Source organism: bacterium (genome assembly GCA_035559435.1).
Taxonomy (GTDB): Bacteria; Zixibacteria; MSB-5A5; order WJJR01; family WJJR01; genus JACQFV01.
On record DATMBC010000075.1, the window covers coordinates 13,183 to 27,799 of the forward strand.

Sequence of the window (14,617 nt, forward strand, 5' to 3'; positions counted from 1 at the left end):
GTGTCAGGGTGGGAGGGCGCTCGACTCGTTGCCGGATGATGGATCCGCTTCGGGTTCATACCCTCGGCAGGCGTTTACCGGCAGCAGCGGGTATTTCGGAAACTCCGATCGCGAGAACGATAGCCGGCAAAGGACAAAGCGCCGGTTCCGGTCGTTGACCACCACACCGGCGTGACGGCAATGGCGGCAGAGTCCGGCTGACGGGGGGATGTCACGTTCATTCGGCATCGTCTCCGCCCACACCGCTGATGTTGACCCGGCAGCCGTCGCCGCCGGGAATGACGACCGCCGCGGGGGCATTCTCCCAGAGGAAGCGTCCCAACTCTTCCATCTCCTCCGGTGTCAGCGCCGCTTCGATTCTGGGGAACAGCTCGCGCTCCTCGAACCGCACGTGCGTTTCCAGCAGATCGGTCAGTTGCGTCAACGGGGCCGCCAAATCAGCGCCGGCGGCCAACGCCGACTCCACATCGAGTATTCGCCGATGGAGCAGGACATGGTCGGTGAGCAGTCGCACCACCTGAGGGTCCTCGGAACTGGCGTGGAGGAGGTACCGTGGGAGCAGCCACTCTTCTTCGTGTCGGAAGTGGGGCAGTAGCGCCTCCGAACGGAAGAGGCTGAACTCCCTGGCGATCTGTTCGAGCCGGGCGCGGTCGGCGCCGTCGCGGATATGTTTGCGCGTGAAGACCACGCTGGTCAAGGCGGCGTGATGATCCCAACTGAGCGGATGTAGATTCCTGTCGCGTTTCATCGTGCGCCTCCCCATTGGCCGGCCGGGATCGCCTGGCGGCGCCGCATGAACCGTTCCAAGTCGCGCGCCACCCCGCGACAGACCGGCGTCCGCCGGCGCCAGTGTCCGCACAGACTCAACCGCATAAGCTCACATACCCGCACACGGTTCCGGTGGGTCCACCGGCGAAGTGGCCCGTGCAGTTGCTCGTCGGTGAGCGCGCGCGGCGGGCCCCATTCGATGATACGAGAGGGCCAGTTTAGCGGCAAGCCGTGAACCTGCTGGCGGTAACGCAGGATCGTCCCGACCGCCAGGGTCGGAATCGGGTCATTGAGCATGTGGAACCGCAGGAAGGCCGGGGTCGTGGCATCCAGATTGCGGCAATCGCTGACATCAGCGAATTCTTGGTCCAACGGGCTGTCGAAAGTCTGCTCAGCCACGCCCTCCCCGAAGCCGGTACCCTCAGTCAGGGTAACGAGCGGGGGCGAAATAGAGGACTGAGTCAGTAAGATTTTGGCTTGCAGTTGCGGCGATGGGGCCGTATATTGAGTTTGGATTTTGGCTTACCCGCCATTTGTCGGATTGACTGTCAACGCCGGCTTGTGCTGAATCAAGTAAGTACCTAGCAACGACAGGGAGATGGTGTCATGAAAGCGCGCCGGTTCACTCTCGCTATGCTCGTGCTGATGTCCGTTACCGTCGCTTTGGCGGCGACGCCGGAGAAGCGTGGAGCCACCAGCACGCGTGTCGCCACGCCTTCGACCCGGACCCCAGGCTCGGATGTGGCCGTGCCGGAACCTGTCAAGCCGGTCGAAACGGACAACGGCGATGTGGCGCCCTTGTCGGAGCCGATCGAGACGGCGGCGCCGGTTCCCGCCGGAGCGGCGGCGGCGGTCAATATGGACTGGTATTCGATTAACAACGGCGGCGCCATCGAAGTGTCCAGTGGGAATATCAAGATGGGGTTGTCGGTTGGACAGAATGCCGTGGGTGAGGTGTCAGCCGGCAACATCAAGATGGGCTTGGGCTTCTGGTATGGCGCCGCGGGCGGCGCCGCCCCCAGCTGTGCCTGCGATTGTTTTGCCGATCCGGAGTGCGACGGTGTGACCAACATCTTCGATGTCACACACCTCGTCAATGTGGCGTTTCGCAATGGGGCCGATATCCCTGAACCTAATGTCCTCTGCCCGGTGGAGAACACCACCGACGTTGACTGCAACGGCGTGACCGACGTCTTCGACGTGACGCACATGGTCAACGTGGCGTTCCGCGGCGGCGACCCGTCCGTCGAATTCTGCGATCCTTGCGCTCCCAATCTATGATTGCCACGCTGCAGGAGTTGATTGTCATCGCCCGGAGTTGTTGTCCGGGCGATGTTATTTGGGGGGCGGTGCGCACGCTCGCGCTCTTGTGCGTCCTTGTGCTTTCCCCTGTCGTTGATATCCGCGCCGCGGTCGATTACGTGTGGTGCGGAGCGGTCACGCCGACAACGGCGCGTATAAAGGCCAAGGCGCAAGCCGAGGGAGCCGTGGCGCGGGCGGTGTACGCCACCGATTCGGCTCTGGGGAGTCCGGTCTACTCGTTGCCCGATACTGCCGCGGATGCCGTCAATCATGGGGTGGTCGAACTTTCGCTCTCCGGGTTGGCGCCCTCGACGAGGTATTTCTATGCGATCGAAATCGATGGCGCCGTCGATACGCTGAAGCGGGGGGAATTCACCACGATGCCGCCCGACGGCGCGGCCATCTTCACGATCGCTCTTGGTTCCTGCGCCTCGACCGGTTCGAATCATGCCGTGTTCCAGACCATCCGCGGCCACCGGCCGCTTCTGTTTCTGCACACCGGCGACTTTCACTACCAGAACATTGCTGTCAACGACGCCTCCCTTTTCCGCGCGGCCTATGCGACCGTGCTGGCCGCGCCGAATCAGTCGGCGCTCTATCGCAGCACGGCGATCGACTATATCTGGGACGATCACGACTATGGCCCCAACAACAGCGATTCGACCGCGCCGGGACGGTCGGCATCGCGGCTGACCTACCAGGAACAGGTGCCCCACTATCCGTTGCCGGCCGGAGGCGGCGATGTGCCGATTTATCACACCTTCGCCATCGGACGCGCCCTGTTCATCGTGACTGATTCACGATCGGAGCGCAGCCCGGCTTCAGCGGTCGATGACGCCAGCAAGACCATGCTCGGTGCGACCCAGAAGGCCTGGTTCAAGCAGACGCTGCTGGATGCCCAGGGTGTCTATCCACTCAAAGTCTGGGTCAATACGTTGCCGTGGATCGGCCTCACCGGTGATGACGGGTGGCACCTGTACACCAACGAACGGCGTGAGATCTCCGACTTTATCAAGGACAACAGGATCACCGGCCTGTGCATGCTCTCCGGTGATGCCCACATGCTGGCGATTGATGATGGCACAAATAGTGACTATGCCACCGGCGGCGGGGCTGGGTTTCCCGTCTTCCACGCCGCGGCGCTCGACCGAACCGGGAGTATCAAGGGCGGCCCCTACAGCGAGGGGGCCTATCCCGGCGCCGGGCAATACGGACTCATGACTGTCATCGACTCGGGTGGTTCCGAAATCCGAGTGGTCTGGAGTGGCCGGACGGCCGCCGACGTTCAGCGCGTCGGTCATTCGTTCACCGTCCCGGCCGAACCGCTGCCCTGCGATTGCGCCCGTCATGGCGACGTGGCTGGAGACGACGGCGTGGCGACTGTGTTCGATCTGGTCAGTCTGATTGACCATGTCTTCCGGGGCGCCGCCGCGCCGGTCCGCGACCTGGTCTGCCCGCATCTGCACCGCGGCGACCTCAATTGCGATGCCGCCGCCGATGTTGTGGATGTCGTGTTGATGGTGCAGCGCGCTTTTCGCGGCGGGATGGAACTCTGCGCCCCGTGCGACTGCCCGCCCTACCCGGCGATCTGTCCGTAGTCCGCCGCCGTCCCACAATACCGCTTGGCCGCAAGTCCGCGATGTGCGATAGTATCGGCCGGGATTCATCCGGCGCATGCCACAGGTTCAATCACAACTGCAGACGACCTCATCGCCACCCGCCGGCGATGACTTGCGGCGTGTCCTGACGTACTGGGACGCGGTCGCGCTGATTGCCGGGATCATGATCGGCTCGGGGATTTTCGCGACGCCACCGCAGATTGCCGCGTCGCTGGACCGGTTCGGGCCGATGATCTCGGTGTGGCTGCTCGGAGGGCTGCTGGCGCTCTGCGGCGCGCTCACCTACGCCGAGCTGGCGGCGATGTACCCGCGCACCGGCGGCGCGTTTGTGTTTCTGCGCGAGGCGTACGGTCGGCCTCCGGCTTTTGTCTATGGCTGGTCGGCCCTGCTCATCACCTATCCCGCCTCGGTCGCCGCGGTCGCGGTGGTCTTTGCCGCGTATCTCAAGCGATTGGTTCCCGGCATCCCGATCCCCGAGAGCGTCATCGCCGCGGGGCTGGCGCTTTTCGCCTGCGGGTTGAACATGCTCGGCGTGGTTTTGGGCGCGCGGGTTCAGCGGACGTTTACCGCCGCCAAGGTGGGGGCGCTGGTGTCGCTTGTTGTCTTTGCGGTCTTTGCCACCGAGGGGCAATTTACGCACCTGACGCCGATTTGGGCGGCTCCGTCGGGAGGCTGGCAGGTGGGCGCGTTCGCGCTGGCGATGGCGTCGGTCATGTGGACCTATGAGGGTTGGGCCGACGGCCCGACCCTCTCCGGTGAAGTGAAGGACATCCGCCGCGATCTGCCGCGGGCCCTGATCATCGGCACCGGCGCGGTGACGATTGTCTACATCCTCGTCAACGCTTCCTACGTCTATGTTCTCTCGATTCCCGGCATCGCGGCCAGTTCCTCGGTGGCGGTGGACATGGCCGAGCACACCATGGGGCAGTTTGGCGGGCTGTTTGTCAACCTGCTGGTGATCGCCTCGACCGCGGGGAGTGTCAATGGGATGGTGATTGCCGGTTCGCGGGTGTCGTTTGCGATGGCGCGCGAGTGCCTGTTCTTCGAATCCGTTGGACGCGTGCATCCGCGTCTGCAGACCCCGGCGAACGCGCTGGCGATTCTCGGCGTGGTGTCGGCAACGTACTGCCTGCTGGGCACCTTTGACCAGCTGATCCGCTACTTTGTGTTCGTGGCAATGATCTGGTTTGTCATGAACATCCTGGCGGTCTTTGTCCTGCGCACCCGCGCGCCGCGTCTGGACCGGCCCTTCCGAGTTCCCCTCTACCCGGTGACACCGGCGATCTTTCTCGTCGTGGCGCTGGGGCTGATGTACCAGCTCTTCCACGAGAACACCCGCGATTCGGTGATCGGGCTGGTCATCATCGCGGTGAGTTTCCCTGCCTACTGGCTCTGGCGGCGCTTCTACTGCAAGTAGAGTCGCTCCTGCCGTGCACGGCCCGCGAGGGCCATGCCCGACGGCCCGAACCTGCTCTGTTCGATGTCCGCGAATTATGCGGTCTTACTCGTAGCGCAGCGCTTCAATGGGGTTGACGCGCGCGGCGCGCCAGGCGGGGTAGAGGCCGGCGATCATGCCGGTGCCGGCCGACATTGCCAGGCCGATAAAGGTCCACAGCAAGGAGAGCGAGTAGTGCCAGTCGAGCAGGGAGGTTACCAGCAGGCCGACCAGCGCGCCGACCACGATGCCGATGATGCCGCCCATGCCGGTCAGGGTGCCGGCTTCGACGAGGAACTGGAACATGATGTTGGCGCGGCGGGCGCCGACCGCCTTGCGCACGCCGATCTCGCGCGTGCGCTGGGTGACCGCGATCAGCATGATGTTCATCACGCCGATCACGCCGACCAGCAACCCGACGCAGGCGACGCCGGTCGCGCCGAGCTGCACTTTGACGACGATGTCGCCGACCTGGTCTTTGAACCGGGCCTGGGTCTCGACGCCGAAGTTGTTCTCGTCTTCCGGCCGCAGTTTCCGCACCCGGCGCACGGCGTTGACGACCTGATCGAGGGCCTCGTCGAAGACCTCGCGCGAGACCGCGCTGACCAGCAGTTCCACTTCCTTTTCGTTGGGGTAGAGCCGCTCGAAAGTGGACATCGGGATGAAGGCGAAATCGTTCTCACTGATGTTGAAGAAGTCCTCGATGTGCTCCATCACGCCAATGACCTGGAACCTGTAGCCGTTGATGCGGATGTCCTTGCCGACCGCGTCGGCTCGGGTGTCGAAGAGGGCGTCGGCGATCTCGGGTCCGATGACAACCACCATCGCCTCGCGCGCCATGTCGTTGTCGTCAAACGAGCGGCCGTGTTCGATCTCCCGCGCCATCACATCAACCCACTCCGGCCAGGTGCCGCGGAAATCGTCGGGGGTGCGGATTTCCTTTTCCTCGTACTTGAGGATGTTGTTGCGGGCGCTCTTCTGCGGCGCGATCGCGCCGACCAACGGACACATCTCGCGGATGGCGTAGGCCTCGTCCATCGTGATCGGCTTGCGGCGGCGCTCCTCCTCGGTCAGGTTGTCCCAGTCCTCGTGGCCGGTCCACTGGCTGACGTACATCACGTTGCGGCCGATCTTGTCGATCGATTCGTAGGTGTACTGCGTGAACCCGTCCATGATCGTGTTGACAAGGATCACCGCCCCGACGCCGATCATGACGCCGATAATAGTCATGATCGAGCGGAACTTGTTGACGCGGACGGCATCGAACGCCAGCCGCATCCCCTCGACCATCTCCGGCCAGGTCTTGACCGACTTACTCATAGGACAGCGCCTTGATCGGGTCGAGGCGCGAGGCCTTCCACGCCGGGTAAATGCCGAAGAACAGGCCGACGCCGGTCGAGATGCCGAGGCCGAGAATCAACCCCAGCGCCGTGGCCGAGACATGGATGTCCAGCAGGGAGGTCAGCACGGTCCGTCCCAGGAGGATTCCGAAGGTGGCGCCCAACAGCCCGCCGACCAGCGAAAGGATCAGCGATTCGTAGAGGAATTGCAGCAGCACATGCCGCCGGCGCGCGCCGATCGACTTGCGGATGCCGATTTCGCGAGTGCGCTCGGACACGGAGATCATCATGATGTTCATGATGACGATCCCGCCGATGACAATCGACAGAAGCGGCAGCGACACCACCAGCACCCGGAAGGCGCGGGTGATGTTGTTGATGAAGCTGAGGATCGCATCGGGGGTGAAGATCTCGAAGTCATCGGGCTTCTCGTAGTCGACCCGACGGATGGTGCGCAGCACCACGCGCACCTGGTCCATGGCGCGTTCGCGGGACTCCATCGATGCGGCCCTGATCACCAGATTGACCGGGTTGCCCGGCTTGGGATACAGCGACTGATGGGTGGCCAACGGAATGGAGACAAACTCGTCGGCTTCGTCGCCGAAGAGGCCGCCGACCGACTCCGCGACGCCGATCACGGTGAATTCTTTGGGCCCGATCCGAATGCGTTTGCCGATGGGATCCTCGTTGGGAAAGAGCTTGTCTTTCACCTTGCCGCCAATGAAGGCGACTTTGGCGCGGCGGTGGTCATCCTCCCAGGAGAAGTAACGTCCTTCCACGACGTCCTTTTCGCGAATGGCCAGCATGTTGGGCGTCTCGCCGGTGACCTGCACCCAGCTCATACCCTGCGCGCCGTATTTGAGATGATCGCTGGCATACCCCTCGGCGCCGATGTCCTCGCAGTCGGGGCAGCCCTCGCGCAACGGATCGATCAGGTGGCGGTTGAGTTTCTTGCGCTTGAGACGCTCGAGGTACTGCTTCATGTCGACGGCGAAACCGATGCGGGAAACCATGAACGTGTTCGGCCCCATCGACTCGAACGTCTGCACCATGTTCTTCTGCATGCCCTCGACGGTCGAGACGATGGCAATGACCGACGTCACGCCCATCACCATGCCGACGATGGTCAGGACAGAGCGGAGGCGGTTGACCCACAGGGCGGAAAACGCCTCTTTGATGAGAGACAAAAGGATCATGGCCGTCCGCGCGCGAGGCGGCTACTTCTTGTCCGGGCCGCCGCCGGTGGGATTATCGACGCGCACCAACTCCCCGTCGGAGAGACGTCGCAACGTCTGGAAGGAGCCGGAGACCACGCTGTCGCCGGGAGCCAGGCCCTCGTGCACGGCGATGTTGCGGTCATCGGCAATGCCGGTCCGGATCTCCCGGAAGGCGGCCTTGCCATCCTTGATCAGAAAGACGCCGGTCTTGCGGATCTTCTTGGCTTTGCGTGCCGGGCCTGATTCAGTCGACTCGGCATCGGGGTCGTCAGTGGCGGCGGCGTGCGCCGTGCCAACCGCGCTGGCCTCCTCGACGGGCGTCGCGGACTTCTTGAGCGAGTCCGGATCGAACTCACGGGTGACGACGGCGGCATACGGAACCAGCAGGGCATCCGCCGCGGTCGCGGTGGTGATGTCCACCGAGGCCGACATGCCGGGACGCACTCCGGGGTTGGCATCGGCGAAACGCACCTTGACCCGGAAGCTGGTGGTGTAGCTTTCGGTCCCCTGGCCCGAGATGGTCGCCGAGTTGCCGACTTCCACCACTTCGCCGGCAAACGACGTGTCGCGGAAGGCATCGACGCGGATCTTGGCGGTCTGGCCCACCTGGACCTTGGCGACTTCGGTCTCATCGACATCGACTTCGACCTCGAACACCGACAGATCGGCGATCGTCATCAGCGTCTGGCCCTGTGTAAACGAGGTCTGCGCCTGCGAGATTTCGCCGACCTCCGCGCCGAGGTAGGTTACCACGCCGTCCATCGGCGCGGTGATCCGGGTCTTGCGCAGATTATCCAGCGCCTTGTCGAGGCGGGCGCGGCCGGTTTTGACCTGCGCCTCCATGGCGTCGTACTCGGCCTTGCTGCTTTCGTAGGCAAGCCGGGCGTTGGTGTATTCGGTTTCCGAGGACAGTTTCTGGGCGTAGAGTTTTTCCTGCCGTTCGGCCTCGAGCTTGTCGCGTTCGAATTGCGCCTTGGCGGAAGCCGTGCGTGAGGTCAACTCATCCAGCGAGTAACGCGCCTGGGCGACATCCGATTTCAGCTGGACGGTGTCCAAAAGCAGGAGTGGTTGCCCCTTGGTGACTCGATCCCCTTCGCGGACATAGATTTCGCGAATCTCGGCCGAGACCTCCGCCACGATGTTGACCTTGGTCTGCGGCTGGATACGTCCGGAAGCGTTGACCAGTTCGGTGATGTCGTCCTTGATCGCGACATCCGCCTGAACCACCGTGCGTTTGTCGCCGGATTTGGTGAGGGAAATCAGAGCAAAGACGATGATGATCAAAGCGATGCCGCCGCCGATCAGCAGCTTCTTCCGGGAGCGCCATTTGATAGCCATGCCCCCTGAGTACGGACATGACAGCGGCAAGTTGCGTTGGTGCCCGACTTTTTTCGGCCGCGGCGCTCACTCCAAGCCGTAATCAAGCACATAATCCGGCGGCTCGCCGCCGGGCCCCTTCAGGTAGTGCTCCAACCACTGAAGCATCCGCAGGTTGTAGTCGCGCTGGGCGGCGGCCTTGCGATTGCCGTGCGCCTCATCGGGATACCACACCAGACGGACCGGCGCCTTCCCGCGCATCGTCAGGTGGGTGTAAAGCTCCAGCGATTGGGAGGGATTGACTCGCGTATCCTTCTTGCCGTGCAGGATCAACGTCGGCGTCTTTGATCGGTCGGCGTAGTAGATCGGGCTGCGTTCCAGCAGGAATTGCCAGTTCTCCCACGGCGTCTTGCGCAGATGCACTTCGATCAATTCGTTGGGAATGTCAGAAATCGCGAACTTTGAGACCTGATCGGTGACGCCGACCGACATGACCGCCGCGGCGAAGCGATCGGAGTAGTAGGTCGCGCACCAGGCCGTGGCGTAGCCGCCGTATGATCCCCCCGTCACTCCCACCTTGGCGCTGTCGACCAGTCCGGCGCCGATCAGGTGGTCGACGCCGTCGATCAGGTCGTCGAATTCCTTCCCGGCCAAATCGCCGTGGTCCATCTTCGAGAATTCCACTCCCCGCCCGGTGCTGGCCCGGTAGTTCGGGTAGAAGACCGCCATGCCGCGGGCGGCGGCGACCTGCCCGGCGCTGGCGTAATTGGTCAGCCAGCCATTCTGATAATGCGCCTCCGGACCCCCATGCACCTGCAAGATGAGGGGGTAGCGGGTGCCGGGTTGTTCGTTGAGGGGACGGATCAGGATGCCTTCGATCTCCAGGCCATCCCGCGCCGTGTAGCGGACCACTTCCTGCGGCGCCAGGGCGCAATCGGCCAGCCAAAGGTTGTTGTCGGTCAGACGCACCGGCTCGGAACCGGTGCTCCGGCGGTAGTAGACTTCCGTGGGATGCCGCGGTGAATTCCCGGTCAGCGCCAGCGCGCCGGTCAGGTCCGCATACGAAAACGACGTGAAGATCGCGCCCTCCTCGGGCCGGCCGATGGGTGTCTGCCGGTCGGACCAGATCGGCGCGGGAGAGGCATACAGGCGCGACTGGCGTTCATCGAGGCCGATCACGTCGAGATGCGACCAAACGCCCTGATTGACGAGGACGACCAGCGACTGATTGTCGCGCCAGGCAAAATCGGCGATGTCGCCCTGCAGGTCGGGGATGATGTCGATCGGAACGCCGCCGGAAGACGGCGCGATCATCAACCGTCCCGCGGCGGGATCGTTGGGATCGGCCCCGGCGATCATGGCCAGATGGCGCCCGTCGGGCGACCAGGCCACCTGTCCGATCTTGCCGGGATTGTCGATTCTGGCGATCAGCGCGCCGTTTGCGGCATCGATGACGTGCACGCGACGGCGCATGTACTCATCGTCGGCCATGGCGGTCGGCGCCAGACAGAGCGCGATTTTCCCGCCGTCGGGGCTCCAGTGCGCCTCGGAGGCGCTGCCGGTCAGGTCCAGCCGCTTGGCCAGCGAATCGGGGGCGTCCACCGCGCGCACCCAGACCCGGACCGGTTCTTTGGACTCGGTATAGACTTCCTGCGTGAAGCCCTTCTTGCGGAGTGACTCGATCGCCTTCGGGGTCGGCTCGGTCGCCAGGAAGAACAGGCGCTGCCCGGAGGGATCCAGTTCATAATTGGCGATGTCGGCGCCATGTTCGGCGATCTTGCGCGATTCGCCGCCGTCAAGGGGGATCTCATAGAGCGCGCGTTTCTCATCCTCGCCGCGGCGGGCCAGATAGGTGATCGCGCGGCCATCGGGCGTCCAGCGCACCGTGGTCACATTGACCGCGCCGGTGACATACGGCCGCGAGCGCCCGTCGGCGTCGACCACATGCAGCTCCTCCCACGCCGCGCCATCCTTCTCGGTGCGCAGATCGCGGGGCACGCGCAGCGTGTAGGCGATCCATTTCCCATCGGGGGAGATGACGGCGCTGGTGACGCCGCGCAGGCGGGCCACTTGATCGGGTGTCAGGGGATCGCGCGCGGCGGCGTCACGCGGCCAGACGGCCAACACGACCAAGGCGACCAGCGTGGCGATCGTCACAACCGGCAGTGGACGACACTTCATGGCAGCCTCCGGAGATTGCGGCGCGGTGCGCAATGAACCGGACCCGCATACGGGTATTTCCGCGCCGCCGGGGCCTACGATAGCAACACCGGGCCGCGTTGTCGACGGCGTTGTCAGAAATCTGGCAAAACTGTCAAAAGTCGCGGCGAATTCGGACAAGAACCTGTCACTATGTGCCGTCGCTCCCTTGCGTTTATCCCCTATCCCATATCTTGTTTGCGTCACCGGAGCGTACTCCGGTCGGAGGATGAGAACCCCTATGCCCCATCGGCGTGGCGTGACAATGGTGTGGTTGCTGCTTTGGGCGGCGGCCCTGATGCTGACCGTGGCTTCGCGCGCGGCCCTCGGCGCGGAGAAGACTTGCTACGACTGCCACGAGGAGGCAAAGACCCGCTTCAAGAAGAAAGTTCAGCACGAACCGGTCGCCAAAGGCGATTGCGAAGATTGCCATCTGCGCCACGGGTTCTCGAATATGCTGATCCTCAAAAAGGACGGCAAAGAACTCTGCTTGGAATGCCACACCGATTTCGACACCACCGTGGCATCCGGCGCGCATGCGCACCCGGCGTTCGCGCAGGGAATGTGCAACACCTGCCATGAGCCGCACGCCTCCGATCAAAAGGGACTGATCCGCCACCTCGACGGCGATGTAGTCTGCCTCGCCTGCCATAAGCAATTGGCGGACACGTCATCGGCCTCGCGGCAGCATCCGCCGTTTGCCGAACGCGCCTGCGGGCAGTGCCACGTGCCCCACACCGGTCCGTTGGACAAGCTCCTCAACGCCGATCAGCGCTCGCAGTGCGGGGTCTGCCACGACAATGGGGGCGTTCAGCGCGCGCATGACGCCAAGGGGATCAACCCGGCGGGGCTGGAATGCTCGGGCTGCCACGATCCGCATCGCTCGTCCAAGCCCGCGCTGATCGGCGAGCATGTGCATCCGCCAGTGGCCGACGGCATGTGCGACGCCTGCCACACCGGGGAACCTGTGCCGCCGCAGTCCATCGGCGCGGCCGATTCCACCTGGAACGGGTGCTCCGCCTGCCATGAGAACATCGGCGCCAAACTGGAACTGGCCACGCCGCATGCGCCGGCCGCCATGGGCGAATGCTACCAATGTCACTCGGCGCATCAATCCAGTCGCCCGGGGCTTTTGAAGGATGGCGTGGCGCTGCTGTGCCAGACCTGCCATGAGGACATGTCGGCGCCGGTGCTGGAAAAGACGGTCAGCATTCACCAGCCGGTGCTGGCGGGAAACTGCAACGTCTGCCACGACGCGCACGGCTCCGCGGAAAAATCGCTGTTGATCAAACCCGGCGAGGCGCTCTGCCGCGATTGCCACACGGACGCGAAATTCACCGCGTCGCATCATCTGCAGGCCGCCGACCTCGGCTGCCTGGACTGCCATTCGCCGCATGCGAGCATGCAGCCGGCGCTGTTGCGCGAAACGCCGCAAGCCACCTGCGTCAAATGCCATGATCCGCGCCTGTCGCCGACGATGGTGGCGCACGAGCCGGTCAAGCAGGGCGATTGCGCCATCTGTCACGACCCGCACGCCGGCGTCGGCGCCAAGTCATTGCAGCAGGAGCCGCCGATGCTCTGCTTCAATTGCCATCAGAACATCGCGCGTTTTGTCACCGCCGAACACAAGCATTCGGTGGTGGAGGACTGCGGCACCTGTCACGGCGCGCACGAAGCGCCGCACAAGGGACTACTGTTGAAGCCCGGGTCCGGGGTCTGCGCCGATTGCCATGATGTCGCACGCGACCCGGCGGCCAAGTCGGTGCACAAACCCTTCGATCAGGGGGATTGCGGCGGTTGCCACAATCCGCACGGCAGCCAGTTTGCCAACCTCCTGGGCCCGCGCCGGCAGATGCTGAGCACGCCGGTCGGACAGATATTCAACTACCCCAAACTGGACAGCACGTCCGTCTCTCTCTGCCGGACCTGTCACGCCGACGAAATCGATCTGTGGCAGACCAAGACCGTGCAGCACCTGCCGGCGCGCAACGGCGAGTGCTCCGCCTGCCACTCGGCCCATCAGTCGCCCAATGGCAATCTGCTGACGAAGCCGACCTACGAGCTCTGTCAGGGGTGCCACGATCCCGCCGCCATTCCGGCCGAGCCGCATCGGGGGATCAATCTGGCCAGCGCCGATTGCGCCCAATGCCATGACCCGCACGCTTCAGAGCGCAAGGGGCTGATCAAGTCGAACACGCACGTGCCGTTCGGCGATGGCTCCTGCGATGCCTGCCACACCGGCCCGGGGAGCGTCACGCTCACGGCCGCGCAGCCCGATCTCTGCCTGACCTGTCATGAGGACCTGCAGACGCAACTGGACATGACCGTCGCGCATGCGCTGGCGGCAGGCGGCGAGTGCACGGCCTGCCACAGCGCACACTCGTCGAACGAGCCGCATCTGTTGACGGGCAAACTGTCGTCGGTCTGCGGATCATGCCATGATGCCACCCCCGGCAAGATCCGCCACCGTCCCTATGCGGAAGGCGACTGCCGGCGCTGCCATGAGCCGCATGGTTCCGCGCAGCCCGGCCTGCTGGTGAAAAACGCGAACGGTCTCTGCCTGGATTGTCACACCACATTGGCGGAACGTATGCAGAACGAGACACGTCACGGCGCCATTGCCGAAGGGTGCCTGGCCTGCCATGCCGGCCATGCGTCGGACAACGCCTCGCTCCTGCAGTTGCCGCCGTCGGAGCTCTGCGGCAAGTGCCATGACACCAAGACCGCCGCCTGGCGCGCGGTGCATGTGGTGCCGGGCGTGGCGGCCACCGGCGGCGACTGCATGTCCTGCCACGATCCGCACACCACGGCCGCCCGAGGCATGGCGATGCTCAAGCGCTCGCAGCATCCCCCCTTTGAAGCGCGCGAGTGCGGCGCCTGCCACGAAGCCGGCGCGACCGAAGTCCGTGGCGACCGTCAGCTGTGCGGGCAATGCCACGACGAGACGATCGCGGCCATCGACGGCATGCCGGTGGTGCACGCGGCCATGGCCGACAGCGCCGCCTGTATGACCTGCCACTCGCCGCACGTGGGCGACACCCCCGCGCTGCTGCGCAAGACCGGGTTCTCCGTCTGCACCAACTGCCACGAAACGATCAACCTCGCCGATTCGGTGGTGCACAACCCGGCGCGCGAGGACTGCGCGATATGCCACACCCCGCATGGCGGCAGCGACGCGCGGCTGTTGTCCGAGACGGACATCATGGCGTTGTGCATGCGCTGCCACGAAGACGCGCCCAAGACGCACTTCCATGCGATGGGCGAACAGACCAAGAATCCCGACAACCGCGGCAAGATTGTCTGCACCAGCTGCCACTCACCCCACAATTCCGCGCAAAAAGCGTTGCTTCTCGGCGACGCGATGCGTGGTTTGTGCGTGCGCTGCCATGATCCGTCGGCATCGCACAGTGGAGGATGACA

Annotated in this window: 10 protein-coding genes; 4 read left to right on the forward strand and 6 right to left on the reverse strand. The window is 64.2% G+C overall.

Translation table 11 applies throughout. The features are described 5' to 3' along the window. Nucleotides 1-217: 217 nt before the first annotated feature. Together VNN55_09200 and VNN55_09205 are read right to left on the reverse strand one after the other, a co-directional pair. The gene (locus tag VNN55_09200; GenBank protein HWO57728.1) at nt 218-748 is read right to left on the reverse strand and encodes a hemerythrin domain-containing protein; all 531 of its coding nucleotides are present in this window, start codon (nt 746-748) and stop codon (nt 218-220) included. Further along, nucleotides 745-1,167, reverse strand: a complete 423-nt coding sequence (locus VNN55_09205; GenBank protein ID HWO57729.1) for a hypothetical protein — start codon at nt 1,165-1,167, stop codon at nt 745-747. The genes VNN55_09200 and VNN55_09205 overlap by 4 nt, the downstream gene beginning before the upstream one ends. A 348-nt stretch (nt 1,168-1,515) precedes the next feature. Here VNN55_09205 and VNN55_09210 point away from each other — a divergent pair, with 348 nt between their 5' ends. The 3 genes from VNN55_09210 (at nt 1,516) to VNN55_09220 (ending at nt 5,106) form a co-directional block, all read left to right on the forward strand. Further along, complete coding sequence (locus tag VNN55_09210; protein ID HWO57730.1) at nt 1,516-2,049, forward strand: hypothetical protein; 534 nt, start codon at nt 1,516-1,518, stop codon at nt 2,047-2,049. Beyond that, complete coding sequence (locus VNN55_09215) at nt 2,046-3,668, forward strand: alkaline phosphatase D family protein (GenBank protein HWO57731.1); 1,623 nt, start codon at nt 2,046-2,048, stop codon at nt 3,666-3,668. Before VNN55_09210 ends, VNN55_09215 begins: the two co-directional genes overlap by 4 nt. A gap of 76 nt (nt 3,669-3,744) precedes the next feature. Next, entirely contained in the window at nt 3,745-5,106 is a 1,362-nt protein-coding gene (locus tag VNN55_09220) for an amino acid permease (GenBank protein HWO57732.1), read from the forward strand. Between the two features lie 84 nt (nt 5,107-5,190). Here the strand turns inward: VNN55_09220 and VNN55_09225 are convergent, their stop codons facing one another. The 4 genes from VNN55_09225 to VNN55_09240 form a co-directional block, all read right to left on the reverse strand. Further along, nucleotides 5,191-6,444 carry an ABC transporter permease gene (locus VNN55_09225; protein HWO57733.1) on the reverse strand — a complete coding sequence of 418 codons (1,254 nt, stop codon included), beginning with the start codon at nt 6,442-6,444 and terminating at the stop codon, nt 5,191-5,193. Beyond that, nucleotides 6,437-7,660, reverse strand: a complete 1,224-nt coding sequence (locus VNN55_09230; GenBank protein HWO57734.1) for an ABC transporter permease — start codon at nt 7,658-7,660, stop codon at nt 6,437-6,439. The genes VNN55_09225 and VNN55_09230 overlap by 8 nt, the downstream gene beginning before the upstream one ends. Before the next feature lie 21 nt (nt 7,661-7,681). Then, on the reverse strand, nt 7,682-9,019 hold the full coding sequence (locus VNN55_09235; GenBank protein HWO57735.1) for an efflux RND transporter periplasmic adaptor subunit: 1,338 nt from the start codon (nt 9,017-9,019) through the stop codon (nt 7,682-7,684). 66 nt (nt 9,020-9,085) lie between these two features. After that, entirely contained in the window at nt 9,086-11,179 is a 2,094-nt protein-coding gene (locus VNN55_09240; protein ID HWO57736.1) for a S9 family peptidase, read from the reverse strand. A 259-nt stretch (nt 11,180-11,438) separates the two neighbouring features. Between VNN55_09240 and VNN55_09245 the strand changes: the two genes are divergently transcribed. Beyond that, a complete protein-coding gene (locus tag VNN55_09245; GenBank protein HWO57737.1) occupies nt 11,439-14,615 on the forward strand; it encodes a cytochrome c3 family protein in 3,177 nt (1,058 codons plus the stop codon). Nucleotides 14,616-14,617 lie beyond the last annotated feature (2 nt).

Excerpts from the sequence above, each read along its gene's own strand:
- VNN55_09220 (HWO57732.1), top strand. The coding sequence starts at position 3,745 with ATGCCACAGGTTCAATCACAACTGCAGACGACCTCATCGCCACCCGCC.
- VNN55_09200 (HWO57728.1), bottom strand. The coding sequence starts at position 748 with ATGAAACGCGACAGGAATCTACATCCGCTCAGTTGGGATCATCACGCC.
- VNN55_09245 (HWO57737.1), top strand. The coding sequence starts at position 11,439 with ATGCCCCATCGGCGTGGCGTGACAATGGTGTGGTTGCTGCTTTGGGCG.
- VNN55_09215 (HWO57731.1), top strand. The coding sequence starts at position 2,046 with ATGATTGCCACGCTGCAGGAGTTGATTGTCATCGCCCGGAGTTGTTGT.
- VNN55_09230 (HWO57734.1), bottom strand. The coding sequence starts at position 7,660 with ATGATCCTTTTGTCTCTCATCAAAGAGGCGTTTTCCGCCCTGTGGGTC.
- VNN55_09225 (HWO57733.1), bottom strand. The coding sequence starts at position 6,444 with ATGAGTAAGTCGGTCAAGACCTGGCCGGAGATGGTCGAGGGGATGCGG.
- VNN55_09240 (HWO57736.1), bottom strand. The coding sequence starts at position 11,179 with ATGAAGTGTCGTCCACTGCCGGTTGTGACGATCGCCACGCTGGTCGCC.
- VNN55_09235 (HWO57735.1), bottom strand. The coding sequence starts at position 9,019 with ATGGCTATCAAATGGCGCTCCCGGAAGAAGCTGCTGATCGGCGGCGGC.